Below are 18,390 nucleotides of genomic sequence, written 5' to 3'. Positions count from 1 at the left end.
ACCAGTCCCGCCCCGCGGGAACCAGCCCCGAAGGGCACGGGCAGCGATACCGTGGCGGCATCGTCGCAGCAGGGGAGGCGGGCCGGTGGAACTGCGGGCGTTGCGGTACTTCGTCACGGTCGCGGAGGAGCTGCACTTCGGCCGGGCCGCCGAGCGGCTGCACATAGCCCAGCCGGCGGTCAGCAGGCAGATCGCCCGGCTGGAACGCGAACTGGGCGTCCGGCTGTTCGACCGCTCGCCGCGCCGGGTCCGGCTCACCGACGCCGGGCGGCGCGTGCTCGGCACGGCGCGGGAGGCGCTCGCCGCCGCCGACCGGGTCCGGGCCTCGGCGCGGGCGGGCGTGATGCGCATCGGGACGGGCACCGGGCAGTTCGCCGCCCGGCTGGAGCGGGGGATCGACGCACTGCGCGAGCGGGCCCCCGGCTTCGACGTCGTGCTCGTCGACCTGCCGCTGACCGCGCGCCTGAACGCCGTGCGGCAGGGTGACGCAGACCTGGCGCTGGCCAGGGGAGTGCGGGCGGCACCGGGGCTCCGGGTGCTCCCGGCCTGGTCGGAGCCGTTGTTCGCGGTCGTGTCGGCGCGGCACCCCGCCGCCGGCCGCACCGCCGTCGGCGTCGGCGAGCTGGCCGGTGACGAGCTGCGGATCCCGGCGGGCGAAGCGGCCGTCCTGCGGGAAGCCGGGATCGAGGCGCGCCCGGGGCGCCCGGCGGGACCGGCCCGGGACACCGTCGTCGAGGTCGGATCGGATCCGCGCAGCTGGACCGTGCTGCCCGCGGACCAGGTGGCTGAGATCCGCTCGGCCCGGGTGCGGGCGATCCCCCTGACGCCGCCGCTGACGATCACCGGCAGCGTCGTCGTGCCGCTCGGCCTGCCGTGTTCCTGCGCCGCCGCCCACCTCGCCGCCTTCGGGGGCTGACCCGTCGCGACTAAGTGGGACGCTGTCCCGTATGGTCAACCGGGACAGCGTCCCACTTAAGGAGCTCTTCATGTCGATCACCTACGTGCTGGTCCACGGCGCCTGGCACACCGGGCAGGCCTGGGCGCGGGTCGTGCCGCGGCTGGCGGCGAGCGGGCGGCCGGTGTTCACCCCGACGCTCACCGGCTACGGCGAGACGAAGCACCTGCTGACCCCCGAGGTCGGGCTCCGCACGCACACCGCCGACGTCGTGCGGCTGCTGGTGGAGGCGGACCTGCACGACGTCGTCCTGGTCGGGCACAGCTACGCCGGCCTGGTCATCTCCGCGGTGGCCAACGAGGTGCCGGAGCGGATCGCGCGGCTGGTGTTCCTCGACGCGATGGTGCCGGTGCACGGGGAGAACGGGTTCGACGTCATGCCGATCCCCCGCAGCATGCTCGGCACCGGCTGGCGGGTCCCGCCGCTGCCCGAGCTGCCCGCGCCCTTCGGCCTGTTCGGCGTCACTGAGCCCGGCGACATCGCGTGGCTGCGGACCATGCTGTCCGACCAGTCGGCCCGGTGCCTCGAAGAGCCGGTCGCCCTGGACAACCCGGCCGCCGCCGCGATCCCGCGCACGCACATCCACTGCACCGTGAAGCCGGACGGGTTCGACCGGCGCCCGGTGCCCCCGCGGCAGCCGAACGGCGAACCCGCGGACGTGCGGGAGCTGGCCGCCGGGCACGACTGCATGATCACCGCGCCGGACGAGCTGGCCGGGCTGCTGCTGGACGTCGGGGAGCCGGTGGGGGCCGGTAGCATGCGGTCGTGAGCGAAGCCCGGACGGCGGCAGGCAAAGCGCCGCAGCGCGCCGACGCGCGGCGCAACGCCGGGAACGTCCTCGAGGCCGCGGCCGCGGTGTTCGTGACCTCCGGCGTCGAAGCGCCGATCCGGGAGATCGCCGCCCGGGCCGGGGTGGGCACGGCGACCATCTACCGCCACTACCCGACCCGGGCCGACCTGATCCTCGCGGTGTACCGGCTGCAGGTCGAAGCCCTCGCCGAAGCCGGTCCCGCCCTGCTCGCCGGCGAGCCGGGACCGCACCGGGCGCTGGTGAAGTGGATCGACCGGTTCGTCGACTTCGTCATCACCAAGCAGGGCCTGGCGTCGGTGCTGCAGTCCGACGAACCCTGCTACGACCCGCTGCACACCTACTTCCTCGAACGCCTCGGCCCGGTGTGCACCCAGCTGCTGGACGCGGCCGCGGCGGCCGGCGAGATCGTCCCGGGCCAGGACGCCTACGAGCTGATGCGCGGGGTCGGCAGCCTCTGCGCCGGCGCCGGGACCGCCGCCCGCTACGACGCACGTCACCTGGTGAAGCTCCTGGTCAACGGCCTGCGTCGCACCTAGGTCCGGTCTCGGGCGCCCGGCCGGGCTCGATCCACTGGTGTGGTCCGAACCCGGCCGCGCCGACTCGGCGGATCTCACAACCGCTGGAGCAGGAAACGCTGGTTGGTGGCCCCGGTCACCGTCCACTGCGAAATGCGGGCGCCGTCGGCCGTCGAAGCGCTCCACACGTCCATGGCGAGGCCGCTGGCGCGGTTGACCAGGCTCACCACGCCGCCGCCCTGGTCGGTCACCTGCCACTGCTGGGTCGTCGCGCCGGTGTCCGGTTGCTGGGTGATGTCCGCCCCGGTGGCGGTGGAGGCGACCTGGAGCACCAGGCCGCTGATGCGCGACCGGATGCGGTGGTAGCCGCCGTCGGAGGGCAGGAAGTCGAACTGCTGGTTGAGCCCGCTGGTGGCCGTCCACTGGATCAGGGCCGCGCCGGCCGCGGTCGAGCCGCCGTTGATGTCGGCCGATTTGCCGCTGTGCTGCGCGACGAGCCGGTAGTTCACCCCGGGTTCCACCACCGGCGGCGGCCCGCCGAGGGCGGTGGCGCGGTAGGTGTGGCCCGCCTGGCCGATGAAACGGACCAGGTCGGCCTCGACGGACACCGGCTGCACCGGGGTGCCGCTCGTGGTGTCGAGCACTTCGTAGGTCGCGGCGAACAGCCGGCTGCGGACCTTGACCTCGCCGTCGCGGTCCGGCGTGATGGTCAGCTCCGTCGCCGCGCCGCTGCTCCAGGCCGCCCCGACCGTGTAGCCGCCGCGGCCGCGCAGGCCCGTGACGCGGCCGGACGGCCAGGCGGGCGGCAGCGCCGGCAGCACGTGCAGCTCGCCGTTGTGGCTGTGCAGCAGCAGTTCCGCGATGCCGGACGTCGCGCCGAAGTTGCCGTCGATCTGGAACGGCGGGTGCAGGTCGAACATGTTGGGCGCCAAGCGGTCCGTGCGCACCAGGAGCCGGAGCAGGTCGTGCGCCTTGGCGCCCTCCTCCATCCGGGCCCAGTAGTTGATCTTCCAGGCCAGTGACCAGCCGGTGCCGTCGTCGCCGCGCAGTTCCAGGGTCCGGCGGGCCGCGGTGAACAGCTGGGGCGTGCCGCGCTTGCTGATCTGGTTGCTCGGGTACAGCCCGTACAGGTGCGAGATGTGCCGGTGGGTCCGCTCGGTCTCCACCCAGTCGTAGAGCCATTCCTGGATGTTCCCGCGCGAGCCGACCTTCATCGGCGCCAGCCGCTGGCGCGCCGCCCTGACCTGGTCGGCGAAGGCGGCGTCCACGCCCAGCACCTGGCACGCGCCGGCGCAGCCGTCGAACAGGTCGCGCAGGATCTGCATGTCCATCGTCGGCCCCGCGCACACGGACGCGTTCGTGTGGTGGTTCAGCTCGGGCGAGTTCGACGGGTTGGTGACCAGGTAGCCCAGCGACGGTTCGGTCACCAGGGTGTCGAGGAAGAACTGGGCGGCGCCCTTCAGCAGCGGGTAGCGGGCGCGCAGGAAGGCGACGTCGCCGGTGAACCGGTAGTGGTCCCAGATCATGGTGGCGAGCCAGGCCCCGCCGGTCTGCCACATGCCGGCCTGCGCGAAGTCCACAATGGAGGATCCGCGCCACCCGTCGGTGTTGTGGTGGGTGACCCAGCCGCGGGCGCCGTACTCCACCTGCGCGGTGCGGGCCCCGGTGACCGCGAGGTCGGAGATCATGGCGAACACCGGTTCGTAGCACTCGGCCAGGTTGGTGACGTCGGCCGGCCAGTAGTTCATCGGCAGGTTGGCGTTGAGCGTGTACTTCGACTCCCACGACGGGTTCAGCTGGTCGTTCCAGATGCCCTGCAGGTTGGCCGGCTGGGTGCCCGGCCGCGACGAGGAGATCAGCAGGTAGCGGCCGAACTGGAAGAGCAGGGCCGCGAACTGCGGGTCGTTGACGCTGTTGTGCTGGGCGATCCGGACGTCGGTCGGCTGGTCGGCCGCCGAGGTCCGGCCGAGGTCGAGGGTGGTCCGCCCGAACAGCTTCTGGTAGTCGGCCACGTGCCGGCTGCGCAGGGTGTCGTAGGAGAGCGCCTGGGCGGCGGCCAGTCTCGACCGCGCGATGCCCTGGTAGTCCCCGTTCACCGTGCGGTAGTCGACGTAACTGGTGCCGACCGAGATGAACAGCGTCACGGCGTTGGCGCCGGACACCCGCAGCGTGCCGCCGGAGCTGCTGGTGGTCCCGCCTTCGGTGGTCGCGCTGACCAGGGCGAGGAACCGGACCGAACCGGCGATGCCCCGGCTGTCGCTCGAAACGCCGTCGAGCGCGATGGTGGTGCCGTTCGGGCTGGACGCCGACGCCCGCTGCGGGGTGCCCAGCGACGCCGAGAACGAGATCGAGCCGGGTGTCTCGGCCGTCAGCCGCAGGACGATCACCTGGTCCACGGCGCTGGCGAACGCTTCACGCCGGTACCGCACGTTGTTCGCGACGTAGGTGGCGACCGTCGTGGCGGTGGTCAGGTCGAGCCACCGCTGGTACGACGACGCCCCGCTCCCGCCGGCCAGCGCGAGGCTCAGGGTGCCGACGGGCTGGTACGGCTGCTGCGCGGCGGGGGAGCCGAGCATCTTCTGGTCGATCAGGGACTGCGCCTGCGTCCACTGGTTCGAGAACACCAGCTGGCGGATCTGCGCCAGCGCCGCCGCGCCCTGGGTGTTGCTGTAGTCGTGCGGGCCGCCCGCCCAGACCGTGTCCTCGTTGAGCTGCAGGCGTTCGGTGTCGGTGTTGCCGAACACCATGGCGCCCAGCCTGCCGTTGCCGATCGGCAGCGCACGCAGCCATTCGGTGCCGGCCGGCTTGTCGTACCAGAGCGCGAGGTCGTTCACCGCGCGGACGTCCGCGGGCGCGGCGGAGGCGACCCGTGCGGTCGCCGTCCACGCGAGGGGCACCAGCGCGGCCCCCAGCCGCATCGCCTGCCGTCGGGTCAGGTCGGGCATGTCGTTCTCCGATCTCAGGCGCGCTGGAGCTGGAACCGCTGGTTGGCACCGCCGGAGGCGGCGTACTGGGAGATCCGGGCCCCGTCGGCGGTCGAGGCACCCCAGACGTCCATGGCGAGGCCGCTGGCCCGGTTGACCAGACTCACCGCGCCGCCGCCCTGGTCGGTGACGCGCCACTGCTGGGCCGTCGCGCCGGTGTCCGGCTGCTGCGTGATGTCCGCGCCGGCGGCGGTGCTCGCGACCTGCAGGACCAGGCCGCTGTGCCGGGCCCGGATCCGGTAGTACCCGTCGGTGGTGGCCAGGAAGTCGAACTGCTGGTTCGCCGCGGTGTGCGGGGCCCACTGGATCAACGCGGCACCCGCCGCGGTGGACGCCCCGTTGATGTCCGCCGCCTTGCCGCTGTGCGCGGCCACGAGGGAGTAGTTCACGCCGACCTGCACCGGCGGGGCGGGCGGATCGGGGTCGCCACTGCCGAACTGGCTGAAGAACTTCCAGATCTCGGTCTTCGTCCAGCTCCGCGCGCCGCTTTCGCAGCCGGTGCAGCCGTCCACCGGGCCCTGCTGGTGACCGCCGTCGAACGGGGCCCAGACCACCGGGTAACCGGTGCGGCAGCCCGAATAGACGGTGAGGTAGTGGGTTTTGCTGCCCGCGGCGGGCTCGGGAGCGTTCTGCGGGGTGCAGCCGTTGTTCCGGACGAAGGTGTCCCGCAGGCCGCGGCCGGCGCCGATGTTGTCCGACACGCCGTGGATCCCGAGGTAGGCGATCGGCTGGGTGCCGCCGCTGCACCCGCTGATCGCGCCGGGGGCGGCGATCGCCGCGACGGCGCGGAAGACCGTCGCCCTGGCGCACGCGAGCGCGTAGCTCATCGCGCCGCCGTAGCTGAAGCCCACCGAGAACAGCTGCGTCGTGTCGACGCAGAGGTCGTTCTCGATCAGCCGGACCATGTCGTCGGTGAAGGTCACGTCTTCGCCGCCGGAATTGCCCCAGCCGTTGTTGAGGCCCTGCGGCGCCACGAAGATCGTGGAGTTGCCGGACTGGGACTGCATGCCGTAATAGGCCCAGGCGTAACCGTCGGTGCCGCCCGAGGCGACCTGCTCGGCGGTGCCGCCGAGCCAGTGGAAGCCGAAGGCCAGCCGGTGCGGAGTGCTGTTGTCGTAGGTGTCGGGGATCTTCAGGATGAAGCTGCGGCTCTTGCCGTTGCTCTGGATCGTCCGTTTACCGCTGGTGAGCGTGGGGTTCTTGCCGCACCCGGCACTCGGCGTGGCGGCCGCGGTGGTCACCGGGGCCGCGGCGGCGGCCGGGGGAGCGCCGCCGACGGCCAGCACGAGCAGCGCGGTGGTCACGAGAGTGCGGAACGGTGATCGGTGCCCGGGCATGCGAACCCTCCGGCCGACGGGAAATCCTCGAGACGGCTGCTCGAGGATATTGGCGTTGTAGCACGGATTTCGAAGGGGCGTCCAGCGCAACTGAAACTTTCAGTTCCGGCCCGCGGCTCCGGAAATGAATTTGTTGAATTTCCGCGAAACCATTCCCGGCGGGGCTGGGAGGCGGCCGGTTCGCCGGTCGCCCGTCCTCGCGGAAGTTCGCGGTCGGGAGTGGGGTGACAGAAATGCTTGTTAGCGCTAACATCGTCGCGCGTTCCCTGTCCACTGACGAACGGAGAACCCGGTGCCCTCCTCCATCAGCCGCCGGCGACTGCTGCAAGCCGCCGGAGCCACCGCCATCGCCTCCGCGGCCGGATCCGCCGTCGGCTGGGCGCCCGCCGCTTCGGCGGCCGCCGCGGCGACCGGGCCGGTCCGCCCCGACGCGGGAGTGTCCGCGTACCCCTTCGAACTCGGCCAGGTGCGCCTGACCGCGAGCCGGTGGCTGGACAACCAGAACCGGACGCAGAACTACCTGCGGTTCGTCGACGTCAACCGGCTGCTGTACGTCTTCCGGGCCAACCACCGGCTGTCCACGAACGGCGCGGCCGCCAACGGGGGCTGGGACGCGCCGAGCTTCCCGTTCCGCAGCCACATGCAAGGGCACTTCCTGACCGCGTGGGCCCAGCTGTGGGCCGTCGCCGGGGACACCACGTGCCGGGACAAGGCCACGACCATGGTGGCCGAACTCGCCAAGTGCCAGGCGAACAACGGCGCCGCCGGATTCGCCGCCGGGTACCTGTCCGGATTCCCGGAGTCCGACTTCGACAACCTCGAAGCCGGGCGGTTGTCGAACGGGAACGTGCCCTACTACTGCGTCCACAAGACCATGGCCGGCCTGCTCGACGTGTGGCGCTACCTCGACAGCACCCAGGCCCGCGACGTGCTGCTGAACCTGGCGGCGTGGGTCGACCGGCGCACCGCCCGGCTCTCCTACAGCCAGATGCAGTCGGTGCTGAACACCGAGTTCGGCGGGATGAACGCGGTGCTGACCGACCTCTACCAGTACACCGGCGACGCCCGGTGGCTGACCGTCGCGCAGCGGTTCGACCACGCCGCCGTGTTCGACCCCCTGGCCGCCAACCGGGACCAGCTCAACGGGCTGCACGCCAACACGCAGGTCCCCAAGTGGATCGGGGCCGCCCGCGAGTACAAGGCGACCGGCACCACCCGGTACCGCGACATCGCCACCAACGCGTGGAACATCACCGTCGGCGCGCACACCTACGCCATCGGCGGCAACAGCCAGGCCGAACACTTCCGCGCGCCCAACGCCATCGCCGGGTACCTCAACCAGGACACCTGCGAGAGCTGCAACACCTACAACATGCTCAAGCTGACCCGGGAACTGATCGCCCTGTACCCGGACCGCGCCGACCTGGCCGACTACTACGAGCGGGCGCTGCTCAACCAGATGATCGGCCAGCAGAACCCGGCCGACAGCCACGGGCACATCACCTACTTCAGCTCGCTCAACCCGGGCGGCCGCCGCGGCCTCGGCCCGGCCTGGGGCGGTGGCACGTGGAGCACCGACTACAACTCGTTCTGGTGCTGCCAGGGCACCGGGCTGGAAACCCAGACGAAGCTGGCGGACTCGATCTACTTCTACAGCGACACCACGCTGATCGTGAACCTGTTCCTGCCCTCGGTGCTCACCTGGACCCAGCGCGGGATCACCGTCACCCAGACGACGTCCTATCCGGCCAGTGACACCACCACGCTGACCGTGACCGGCAGCGTCAGCGGGACCTGGGCGATGCGCATCCGCATCCCGGCCTGGGCCGCCGGGGCGACCATCAGCGTCAACGGTGTCGCGCAGAACGTCACCACGACACCCGGCAGCTACGCCACCCTGTCGCGGTCCTGGGCCTCCGGCGACACGGTCACGGTCCGGCTGCCGATGAAGGTCGCGCTGAAGGCGGCCAACGACAACGCGAACGTCGCGGCGGTCACCTACGGCCCGGTGGTCCTGGCCGGCAACTACGGCAGCAGCACGCTGAGCGCCCTGCCGTCGCTGAACGCGGCCTCGGTCACCCGGACCAGCAGCAGCGCGCTCACCTTCAGCGCGACCGCGAACGGTTCCGCGGTCAGCCTCGTCCCCTTCTACGACGCCCAGGGCTTCAACTACACGGTCTACTGGAACACCAGCGGTTCCGGCGGGACGACCTACCGGCTGGTCAACGCGGGCACCGGGCTGGTGCTGGGCATCGAGAACATGTCCACCGCCGACGGCGGCCGCGCGCTCCAGTGGTCGGACAGCGGCACCGCGGACCACAACTGGGAACTGATCACCGACGGCAGCGCCGTCCGGTTCCGCAACGCCAACAGCGGCAAGGTGCTCGGTGTCCAGGACATGTCGACGGCGGACAACGCCCGCGTCCTGCAGTGGTCGGACAACGGCACCGCCGACCACCGCTGGACGTTGGTCGACCAGGGCGACGGGACGTCGAAGATCCGCAACGTCAACAGCGGGAAGCTGCTGACCATCGAGAACGGTTCCACCTCGGCCGGGGCCTACGCCTTGCAGGGCCCCGACAACGGCGCGGCGGCCAACCGGTGGCGCCTCGTGCGCAACGGCTGACCCGGACACCGGCCGGCGTCGCGGTGCGGCGCCGGCCGGTCATCAGCCGGGATCGCGGTCGGCGTAGGTGACGGTGATGTTTTTGTAGCCCAGCGACTGCAGCAATCCGGTCAGCATCGTCCGGGTGTTCCGCTCGGCGTCGGCCACCAGCGAGCTCTTCGCGGCCGCGGCCTGGATCTGCTTCTGGGCGAGCTCGTACAGCGCCTGCTGCGAGTTGGGGTTCCCGCCGAGGAACTCGTTGATCCGGGTGAAGAGGCCCTGCTGCCGGGCGTACACATGGGACTCGTGCACGTCCAGCGTCGCCGGCTCCAGTTGCGCGTGTCCCAGCCTGATCGAGGCGGACTGGCGGTCTTCGGAGACCTGGACCGCGTCCCCCTTCAGCCCCGAGAAGTCCACGTACGCGTTGTCCGTGCCGACTCCGATGAACAGGGTGTCGCTGCCCACGAGGAACTTGGGCAGGGCGGAGCTGGTGCTGATGTCGACGACCACCTGGAACGAGCCGCTGGCCGCCTCGTAGCGGGAGAGCTCCACGATCGACTGCAGCAGCACCGGGCCGGAGTGCTCTTCGGTCTGCTGGGCGAACGGGTTGCGCCATTGGGGCAACAGGTGCACCGCCGAAGCGACGAGGACCGCGGCGACGAGAACCACCACGGCCACGGCCAACGCGACGAGCCGTTTGCCCCAAGCACCCATACCGGCAGGAATACCCACGCGGTGGCGCGCTCAACCGAGCGGTGCGGTGCCGGCCCGGGCGGGCTGGTTCACTTCCGGCGCCGGCCGCCGGCCGTCGCGGGCGCGCCCCGGTGGCTCAAGATTCCTTCCACGCCGCGGAGGAACGTGGCGCAGATCGGCGCCGGGTCGGTGAGGCAGCCCGCGGCCATGGCGCCGTCGCGGAGCATGACGAAGTGCTGCGCCGCCGGCTCCGGGTCGGGTTCGCCCGTCGCGGCGAGCAGCTCCGTGACGGTGTCCAGGAACCACTGCCGGTGCGCGAGGACGGCCCGGTGCACCGGGTGGGCGGGGTCCGGGTATTCCGCGGCGGCGTTGAGGAACGCGCAGCCCCGGAACCCGGGGGAGGAGATGCCGTCGGCGATCGTCGCGGCCACCGCCCGGACGGCGTCGCCGGGCGAGCCGCCCGCCGAACCCGACCGCGCGGCCGCCACCTGGGTGCGGATGAGCTGGTCCGCTTCGGTCAGGTACGCGACCAGGAGGTCGTCCTTGCTGGGGAAGTGCCGGTAGAGCGTGGCCCGGGTGACGCCCGCGTCGGCGATGACCCGGTCGATGCCGACCGAGTGCAGGCCTTCGGTGTAGAACAGCCGGCTCGCCGAGCTCAGCAGCCGTGCTCGTGCTTCGGACACCGACGTCCACCTCCCGGATCGCTCGTGCCGAGCCTAGCAGATAGAACGGTCGGTCTTGACGGCGATGCCGGGGCGCTGCCATAGTCGCCAACGAGACAGATCGTTCTATCTACCCAGGAGAGTCCATGACCACGAACACCGCTCCGGCCGCCGGCCTCGCGGAACCCCTGCGCCGGCTCTACTTCGTCCGGTTCGCGTTCGCCCTCGTCTGGGCGGGCCTGCTCTTCGCGACGGCGTCGAGTCTCGGTCCGGTCAGCATCGCGTTGCTGGTGCTGTACCCGCTGTTCGACGTGCTCGCCGCCGTGCTCGACGCGCGTTCGGCGAAGACGGGCAGGCCGATCGCGGCGCTCTACGCGAACGTCGCGATCAGCCTGCTCGCCGCCGGCGGCCTGGCCGTCGCCGCCTCGTCCGGGATCCCCGGGGTGCTGCGGGTGTGGGGCACCTGGGCGATCGTGGCCGGCGTGGTCCAGCTCGTCGTCGGCGTCGCCCGGCGTGGCCTCGGCGGCCAGTGGCCGATGATCCTCAGTGGCGCGATCTCCGTCGTGGCCGGTACTTCGTTCCTCCTGCAGGCCACAAAGGACGGTGCGTCACTGACGGCACTGGCCGGGTACGCCACGCTGGGCGGCGTCTTCTTCCTCGTCTCCGCGCTGCGGCTGGGCCGGCAGCGTGGGGTTCAGCCGCAGTAGATCCCGTTGAGCGCCGGCTGCAGGAACGGCGGCGGGGTGCCCCCGTTGTAGGTCGCGTTGTAGCCGAGCGTGGTGGTCTCGCCCGAGCTCAGGCTGCCGTTCCACGACGCGTTGGTCACCTTGACGGTGTCGCCGGTGTCGCTCCAGGTCCCGTTCCAACCCTGGGTGACGGTCACCCCGGGGGCGGAGAACGTCAGCGTCCAGCCGCTGATGATCGCGCCGTCGTTCTCGATGACGATCTCGCCGGTGTAGCCGGTCGGCCAGCTGCTGACCACCCGGTGCGTGACCTTGCAGCCGCCGGTCGGCTGCGGGGTCGTGGTGGTGGTCGGCGTGGTCGGCGTGGTGGGGGTCGTCGGCGTCGTCGGTGTGGTCGGCGTCGTCGGGGTGGTGGTCTGGATCGGCCCGGCCGCGATGGCCAGGTCGTAGGCCCGCTGCGGCACGAACTGGCCGGCCGTGGCGATGCAGCCGTCCGCCTCGCCCGGCGGCTTGACCCACAGGAACGCGTCGATCTGGGCGTCGCCGGTCTGGTTGGTGCTCGGGGTGCCGATCGCGCGGCCGCCGGGGTCGCACCATTCGCTGCCCTGCGGGCCGTTGCCGTTGCGGCTCGTGTCGATCACGGCCTTCAGCCGCGAATCACCCAGCTGGTTGAGGATCGCCTTGTCGTAAGCGACCTCGTCGGAGGTCGAGCGGTAGTTGGAGACGTTGGTGGAGATGCCGTCGGCGCTGTTGGAGATGTCGGCGGCCCGCAGCCGCGAGGCGGCGTCGGCGGGGGAGAGCCAGGCGGAGTGCCCGATGTCGAAGTACACCTTCGCCTGCGAGGAGCCGGCCTTCAGCTTCTTGCCCGCGTACGCCATCGACGCCGTGGTCTGGCGCTGCTGGTCGCTGTTCTGGCAGTTCGTCATCTGCGGGAGCACGTCGGGTTCGAGCACGATGGCCGCGGGCCGGCCCGCCAAGCCGGCCGCCACCTGGTCGATCCAGGCCCGGTAGGCGTCGTGGGACGGCGCCCCGCCGCTGCTCGCGCCGCCGCAGTCGCGGTTGGGGATGTCGTAGACGACCATGATCGGGATCTTGCCCGCGGCGGCCGCGGCGCTGGTGTAGGCGTCCACTTCGCCGCGCACGGTGGACGTGTTCGTGGTGGTGAACCACCGCGCCTGCGGTACCGCGGCGATGCGGTCGCGGATGACCGCGGCGCGGGAGTCGCCGGGGTTCGCCGCGACCCACTTGGCCGCGTTGGTGCCGGGGTCGGCGTAGTAGGCCGAGGCGGCGGCTGCCGCGCCGGCCCACGTGGTCGTGGCCACGACGCCGGTCACGGCCACCGCGGCGAGGCCACCGGCGGCCACTGTCCTGCTGCGCATGCACATTCTCCTTCGAACGACGAGGTGGCGCCGGAACCGGCCACTGGGAGCGCTCCCAGCAATCGGTGACTGTAGCCCGGGACGGCGGCCCGGGAAAGGGGCTCCGGGTGTTCTGCCCGCTCGCCGTTCCGAAACTTACATTCGCGCGGAGGACGGGCGCGCGGCCGCGAAAGGCCCGTGAACTGCGGTGATCGTCGTCCGGTGCGACGGCGATCGCGTTGTTTCGTAAAGTGCGGCGGTAGCTTCGCGGCGGCAGTTGTTCGGTGGCCAGCGTGCTGTTAGCGTTAACGCCCAGCGTGTTCGCCGTCGACGAAGATGGGGTTCTCCCGCGCGGTTTCCCCCTTCGCTGATCGACCGATTGTTTCGCCGGCAGGCCCGAGAGTTTCGCCGGGCGCCGCCTTCGTCGGAAGTGAGGAACCATGCTCCGGAGCGCGAGAACCGCGGCCGCCGCGATCGCCGCGGCCGTCCTGGCCGTGGCGGGCGGTGTCGTCGCCGCGGCGCCGGCCCAGGCCGCCACCTCGATCACGATCAACGGCGGTTCGGGCGGCCGCACGTTCGACGGCGTCGGCGCGGTCAGCGGCGGCGGGGGCAACAGCCGCCTGCTGATCGACTACCCCGAGCCGCAGCGCGGCCAGATCCTCGACTACCTGTTCAAGCCGGGCTACGGGGCCGCCCTGCAGATCCTCAAGGTGGAGATGGGCGGCGACACCAACTCCACCAGTGGCGCGGAGCCCAGTCACGCCCACTTCCGCGGCGACCTCGACTGCAACCGCGGGTACGAGTGGTGGATCATGGAACAGGCGAAACTGCGCAACCCCGGCATCAAGCTGGTGGGCCTGCCCTGGGGTGCGCCGGGCTGGATCGGCAACGGCACGTTCTTCTCCAACGACCTCACGGACTACTACCTGTCGTGGCTGGGGTGCGCCAAGCAGCACGGGCTGACCATCGACTACCTCACGAGCGTCCAGAACGAGAAGCAGTGGAGCGCCGACTGGACCGTCACCCTCCGCAACGCGCTCAACGCCAACGGGTACAGCGCGATCAAGGTCATCTCCGGTGACTCGTGGCCGGGCGACTGGGGCCCCGCGAGCGCCATCTCGACGAACACGGCCTACCGCAACGCGACCGACGTGCTGAGCGCCCACTACACCTGCGGCTACCTCAGCGCGCAGACCTCCTGCAGTGTCCCGGCGAACGTCACGAACACCGGGAAGACGTTGTGGTCCAGCGAAAACGGCTCCCAGGACTACAACGACGGCGCCAAGCCGCTGGCCCGCGGGATCAACCGCGTCTACCTCGACGGCAAGATGACCGCCTACCTCAACTGGGACCTGATCGCCGCCGTCACGCCGAACATCCCGTGGCCGACCGTGGGGCTGATCCTCGCCAACCAGCCGTGGTCTGGCTACTACGCGGTCGGCAAGGACTCCTGGGCGCTGGCGCACACGACGCAGTTCACCGCGCCCGGCTGGAAGTACCTCGACGCCTCCAGCGGCTACCTCGGCGGCAACCGCGGCAACGGCAGCTACGTTTCGCTGAAGTCGCCGAACAACACCGACTACAGCACGATCATCGAGACGATGGACGCCACGTCGGCCCAGACGCTGAACCTCAACGTCACCGGGGGCCTGTCCGCCGGCCAGGTGCACGTGTGGGCGACCAACCTCAACTCGAACAACCCGGCCGACCACTTCGTGCACAGCACCGACATCACGCCGTCCGGCGGGGCCTACTCCCTGACCGTCCAGCCCGGCTACCTCTACTCGATCACGACCACCACCGGACAGGGCAAGGGCACGGCCACGAGCCCGCCGCAGGGTTCGCTGAACCTGCCCTACAGCGACGACTTCGAGGCGTACGCGAAGGGCAAGGAAGCCAAGTACCTGATGGACATGGAAGGCGCCTTCGAGACCTCGGCCTGCGGCGCCGGGCGCGCGGGCACCTGCGTGCGCCAGTCCGCGACGCAGAAGACGATCCCCTGGAAGAAGTTCGTCGATCCCTACGCGCTACTGGGCAACGTGGCCTGGAGCAACTACACGCTCAGCACGGACGTGCTGCTGGAGAAGTCCGGGTACGTCGAGCTGCTCGGCCGGGCCGGCTCGCAGGACACGGGCAACCAGGGCGCCCTGAACGCGTACTACTTCCGGGTGAGTGACAACGGCGCCTGGTCGATCCGGCGCAACAACACCAGCCAGCAGAACACGACCCTGCGCACCGGCACGACGACCGCGCTCGGCACCGGCAGCTGGCACAAGCTGTCGCTGGGTTTCTCCGGCAGCACCATCACCGCCTCCGTCGACGGCACCGTGGTCGGCACGGTCACCGACAGCACGTTCCCGGCCGGCCAGGTCGGCATCGGCACGAGCGTGGGGGAGACCGCGCAGTTCGACAACCTCAGCGTCGCGGGCTCGGGCGGCGGGTCGACGTCGGTGCTGCGCAACACCGGGGCCGGCCGCTGCCTCGACGTCCCGAACGTGTCCCAGACCAACGGCACCCAGGTGACGCTGTGGGACTGCAACGGCGGGAGCAACCAGCAGTGGACGCTCACGTCGGGCAAGCAGATCCAGGTGTACGGCAGCAAGTGCCTCGACGCGGAGGGAGCGGCGACCACGGCGGGCACCCGGGCGATCATCTGGGACTGCACCGGCGGCACCAACCAGCAGTGGAACGCCGCCGCCGACGGGACGATCACCGGTGTCCAATCAGGACTGTGCCTGACCCCGAACGGGACCGGCAACAGCACGCCGGTGACGTTGCAGGCCTGCACCGGCGGCACCAGCCAGAAGTGGACGCGGAGCTAGCCGCATCCCGTCCGGACGGAGGAACGGGCCGATGAACGTACGCTGGAAGAGGATGTGGCCGGCCGTGGTGATCGCCGCCGGCGCGGTGACCGGCACGGCGACGGCGTCACCGGCCGCCGCGGAAGGGCCGTGCGACATCTACGCGGCGGGCGGTACGCCGTGCGTCGCCGCGCACGCGACCACCCGGGCGCTGTACGGCACGTACAGCGGTTCGCTCTACCAAGTGCGGCGCGCTTCGGACAACACGACGCGGGACATCGGTGTCCTGAGCGCCGGCGGCGTCGCGAACGCCGCGGCGCAGGACTCGTTCTGCGCCGGCACGTCCTGCCTGATCACGGTCATCTACGACCAGTCCGGCCGCGGCAACCACCTGACCCAGGCCCCGCCGGGCGGTTTCTCCGGCCCGGCGCCCGGCGGGTACGACAACCTGGCCAACGCGGCGTCCGCGCCGACCACCGTCGGCGGCCAGAGGGCGTACGGCGTGTTCGTGGCGCCGGGTACGGGTTACCGCAACAACAACGCCACCGGCACGGCGACCGGTGACCAGCCGGAGGGCATGTACGCGATCTTCGACGGTACGCACTACAACGGCGGCTGTTGCTTCGACTACGGCAACGCCGAACGCAACAGCCGGGACAACGGCAACGGCACGATGGAAGCCATCTACTTCGGCAACATCAAGGTCTGGGGTTATGGAGCCGGGAACGGGCCGTGGATCATGGCCGACCTCGAGAACGGCCTGTTCTCCGGCGTCAACCAGCGCTACAACGCCAACGACCCGAGCATCAGCCACCGGTACCTGACGGCGATCATCAAGGGCGGCCCGAACCGGTGGGCCATCCGCGGCGGCAACGCCCAGTCCGGCGGCGTGTCGACGTTCTACGACGGCGTGCGGCCCAACGTGGCCGGCTACAACCCGATGCGCAAGGAAGGCGCCATCATCCTCGGCACCGGCGGGGACAACAGCATCGGCTCGGCCGGCACGTTCTACGAAGGCGTCATGACCTCCGGCTACCCGTCGGACGCCACGGAGAACGCGGTGCAGGCGAACATCGTCGCGGCCGGGTACGGCACCGGCGGCGGCAACACCGGCACCGGGCCGGTGCGCGCCGTCGGTGCGGGCAAGTGCCTGTCCGGCGCCGCCCAGAACACGCAGCTGCAGATCGCCGGCTGCAGCGGTCAGCCGAACCAGACCTGGACGCGCACGTCGGACGGCAGGCTGACCGCCACCTTCGGTGGGGCGACGCTGTGCCTGGACGCGTCCGGCCAGGGCACGAGCGCGGGCACGAAGGTGGTGACCTGGCCGTGCAACGGACAGGGCAACCAGCAGTGGACCGTCAACTCCAACGGCACGATCACCGGTGTCCAATCCGGACTCTGCCTGGACGTCACCGGCGCTTCCACGGCCGAGGGCGCGCCGGTCGAGCTGTGGACCTGCAACGGCGGCAGCAACCAGCAGTGGGCCGTGGGCTGACCCCCGTCCCGGAACGAATCGAGGGCTTTCGATGATCACCGGTGCTCCTCGGCGGCGTCTCCGGACCGCTGCCACCCTCCTCGCGGCGGCCGGCCTGACGGCGACCGCGCTGGTGCTCTCGCCCGGCGTCGCCGGGGCGGCGAGCACGCTCGGGGCCGCGGCCGCGCAGACCGGCCGGTACTTCGGCGCCGCCATCTCGACGAGCCACCTGGGCGAGGCGGCGTACGTGAACACGTGGACCACGGAGTTCAACGGCGTCACGCCGGAGAACGAGATGAAGTGGGACACGGTCGAGCCCAACCGCAACCAGTTCAACTTCGCGCCCGCCGACCGGATCGTCAGCCAGGCGAAGGCCCAGGGCATGAAGATCCGCGGGCACACGCTGGTGTGGTACCAGCAGCTGGCCCCCTGGGTCGGCGGGCTGGACGCGAACAACCTGCGCTCGGCGATGCTGAACCACATCAGCCAGGTGGCCGGGCACTGGAAGGGCCAGGTGATCGCCTGGGACGTGGTCAACGAGGCGTTCGAGGAGAACGGCACCCGCCGGCAGGCGACCTTCCAGCAGAAGCTCGGCGACGGCTACATCGAGGACGCGTTCCGCGCGGCCCGCACGGCCGATCCGGGCGCGAAGCTCTGCTACAACGACTACAACACCGACGGCGTCAACGCGAAGAGCACCGGGATCTACAACATGGTCCGGGACTTCAAGAGCCGGGGCGTGCCGATCGACTGCGTGGGCTTCCAGAGCCACCTGTCCGCGAGCTCGAACCTGAGCAGCTACCAGGCCAACCTCCAGCGCTTCGCCGACCTCGGGGTCGACGTCCAGATCACCGAGCTGGACGTCGGCGGCTCGGGGACCGGCCAGGCGAACGTGTACCGGCAGGTGACCCAGGCGTGCCGGGCGGTGACCCGGTGCACCGGCATCACGGTCTGGGGCGTCACGGACAAGTATTCGTGGCGGTCCGGCGACACCCCGCTGCTGTTCGACGGCAACTACGGCAAGAAGCAGGCCTACACCGCCGTCCTCGACGCGCTCGGCGGCGACGACCCGGATCCCGGCGGGGACACCGGCCCGGTGCGCGCCACGGCCTCGAACCGGTGCCTCGACGTCCCGGGCTCGGCGACCACGGCCGGCACCCAGGCGCAGATCTGGGACTGCCACAGCGGGGCGAACCAGCAGTGGACCCGCGGCAGCGCGGGCGAGCTGAGCGTCTATTCCGGCGGGACGAAACGCTGCCTGGACACCGCGGGCGGGGCCACCGCCGCCGGCACGGCGGCGGTCATCGCGAACTGCGGCGGCGGGAACAGCCAGAGGTGGACCTTCACCGGAACCGGAACCGTCACGAACGGCCAGTCGGGACTGTGCCTGGACGTGAACGGCGCGGCGACCGCCAACGGCACCAAGGTGATCATCTGGACCTGCAACGGCGGAGCCAACCAGCGGTGGGCGGTGGGTTAGGCCCGGTGCGCCGCCGCGGACGTGCCGGCGTT

13 protein-coding genes are annotated in these 18,390 nt (G+C 71.1%); 8 read left to right on the top strand and 5 right to left on the bottom strand.

The window, feature by feature from the left end; genetic code table 11:
• The first annotated feature begins 85 nt into the window (after window positions 1–85).
• The 3 genes from DV20_RS36655 to DV20_RS36645 all read left to right on the top strand — a co-directional run bounded on the left by DV20_RS36655 (window position 86) and on the right by DV20_RS36645 (window position 2,302).
• A complete protein-coding gene (locus DV20_RS36655) occupies window positions 86–916 on the top strand; it encodes a LysR family transcriptional regulator (protein WP_043787951.1) in 831 nt (276 codons plus the stop codon).
• A gap of 70 nt (window positions 917–986) precedes the next feature.
• On the top strand, window positions 987–1,724 hold the full coding sequence (locus DV20_RS36650; RefSeq protein ID WP_043787950.1) for an alpha/beta hydrolase: 738 nt from the start codon (window positions 987–989) through the stop codon (window positions 1,722–1,724).
• Window positions 1,721–2,302 (top strand): TetR/AcrR family transcriptional regulator, encoded by a 582-nt coding sequence (locus DV20_RS36645; RefSeq protein WP_043787949.1) that lies wholly within the window; start codon window positions 1,721–1,723, stop codon window positions 2,300–2,302. The genes DV20_RS36650 and DV20_RS36645 overlap by 4 nt, the downstream gene beginning before the upstream one ends.
• A 74-nt stretch (window positions 2,303–2,376) precedes the next feature.
• Here the strand turns inward: DV20_RS36645 and DV20_RS36640 are convergent, their stop codons facing one another.
• A complete protein-coding gene (locus DV20_RS36640) occupies window positions 2,377–5,226 on the bottom strand; it encodes a glycosyl hydrolase family 95 catalytic domain-containing protein (protein ID WP_043787948.1) in 2,850 nt (949 codons plus the stop codon).
• A gap of 14 nt (window positions 5,227–5,240) precedes the next feature.
• Window positions 5,241–6,602: an RICIN domain-containing protein gene (locus tag DV20_RS36635; protein WP_043787946.1), complete on the bottom strand. Its 1,362-nt coding sequence runs from the start codon at window positions 6,600–6,602 to the stop codon at window positions 5,241–5,243.
• Between the two features lie 292 nt (window positions 6,603–6,894).
• Between DV20_RS36635 and DV20_RS36630 the strand changes: the two genes are divergently transcribed.
• Window positions 6,895–9,228 carry a beta-L-arabinofuranosidase domain-containing protein gene (locus DV20_RS36630; protein WP_043787945.1) on the top strand — a complete coding sequence of 778 codons (2,334 nt, stop codon included), beginning with the start codon at window positions 6,895–6,897 and terminating at the stop codon, window positions 9,226–9,228.
• A gap of 42 nt (window positions 9,229–9,270) precedes the next feature.
• Here the strand turns inward: DV20_RS36630 and DV20_RS36625 are convergent, their stop codons facing one another.
• A complete protein-coding gene (locus tag DV20_RS36625; RefSeq protein WP_200876570.1) occupies window positions 9,271–9,921 on the bottom strand; it encodes a DUF4230 domain-containing protein in 651 nt (216 codons plus the stop codon).
• A gap of 68 nt (window positions 9,922–9,989) precedes the next feature.
• A complete protein-coding gene (locus tag DV20_RS36620) occupies window positions 9,990–10,583 on the bottom strand; it encodes a TetR/AcrR family transcriptional regulator (RefSeq protein WP_043787944.1) in 594 nt (197 codons plus the stop codon).
• A gap of 125 nt (window positions 10,584–10,708) precedes the next feature.
• Here DV20_RS36620 and DV20_RS36615 point away from each other — a divergent pair, with 125 nt between their 5' ends.
• Window positions 10,709–11,269 (top strand): membrane protein, encoded by a 561-nt coding sequence (locus DV20_RS36615; protein ID WP_043787943.1) that lies wholly within the window; start codon window positions 10,709–10,711, stop codon window positions 11,267–11,269.
• On the opposite strand, the gene DV20_RS36610 is transcribed toward DV20_RS36615, so the two are convergent.
• The gene (locus DV20_RS36610; protein WP_043787942.1) at window positions 11,257–12,609 is read right to left on the bottom strand and encodes a glycoside hydrolase family 6 protein; all 1,353 of its coding nucleotides are present in this window, start codon (window positions 12,607–12,609) and stop codon (window positions 11,257–11,259) included. The genes DV20_RS36615 and DV20_RS36610 overlap by 13 nt on opposite strands.
• Window positions 12,610–13,043: 434 nt before the next feature.
• Between DV20_RS36610 and DV20_RS36605 the strand changes: the two genes are divergently transcribed.
• Genes DV20_RS36605 through DV20_RS36595 form a run of 3 tightly spaced genes read left to right on the top strand, consistent with a single transcriptional unit; the run spans window position 13,044 to window position 18,358 of the window.
• Complete coding sequence (locus tag DV20_RS36605; RefSeq protein ID WP_043787941.1) at window positions 13,044–15,425, top strand: ricin-type beta-trefoil lectin domain protein; 2,382 nt, start codon at window positions 13,044–13,046, stop codon at window positions 15,423–15,425.
• A gap of 31 nt (window positions 15,426–15,456) precedes the next feature.
• Entirely contained in the window at window positions 15,457–16,899 is a 1,443-nt protein-coding gene (locus DV20_RS36600) for an arabinofuranosidase catalytic domain-containing protein (RefSeq protein WP_407638372.1), read from the top strand.
• Between the two features lie 31 nt (window positions 16,900–16,930).
• The gene (locus DV20_RS36595; protein WP_043787939.1) at window positions 16,931–18,358 is read left to right on the top strand and encodes an endo-1,4-beta-xylanase; all 1,428 of its coding nucleotides are present in this window, start codon (window positions 16,931–16,933) and stop codon (window positions 18,356–18,358) included.
• Window positions 18,359–18,390 lie beyond the last annotated feature (32 nt).

Origin of the sequence: Amycolatopsis rifamycinica, assembly GCF_000695625.1 — a bacterium.
Lineage (GTDB): Bacteria > Actinomycetota > Actinomycetes > Mycobacteriales > Pseudonocardiaceae > Amycolatopsis > Amycolatopsis rifamycinica.
This window is presented reverse-complemented; position numbering and strand designations above follow the sequence as displayed.

Coding starts and splice junctions, on each gene's coding strand:
- DV20_RS36650 (WP_043787950.1), top strand. CDS start 987: ATGTCGATCACCTACGTGCTGGTCCACGGCGCCTGGCACACCGGGCAG.
- DV20_RS36640 (WP_043787948.1), bottom strand. CDS start 5,226: ATGCCCGACCTGACCCGACGGCAGGCGATGCGGCTGGGGGCCGCGCTG.
- DV20_RS36635 (WP_043787946.1), bottom strand. CDS start 6,602: ATGCCCGGGCACCGATCACCGTTCCGCACTCTCGTGACCACCGCGCTG.
- DV20_RS36625 (WP_200876570.1), bottom strand. CDS start 9,921: ATGGGTGCTTGGGGCAAACGGCTCGTCGCGTTGGCCGTGGCCGTGGTG.
- DV20_RS36615 (WP_043787943.1), top strand. CDS start 10,709: ATGACCACGAACACCGCTCCGGCCGCCGGCCTCGCGGAACCCCTGCGC.
- DV20_RS36605 (WP_043787941.1), top strand. CDS start 13,044: ATGCTCCGGAGCGCGAGAACCGCGGCCGCCGCGATCGCCGCGGCCGTC.
- DV20_RS36600 (WP_407638372.1), top strand. CDS start 15,457: ATGAACGTACGCTGGAAGAGGATGTGGCCGGCCGTGGTGATCGCCGCC.
- DV20_RS36595 (WP_043787939.1), top strand. CDS start 16,931: ATGATCACCGGTGCTCCTCGGCGGCGTCTCCGGACCGCTGCCACCCTC.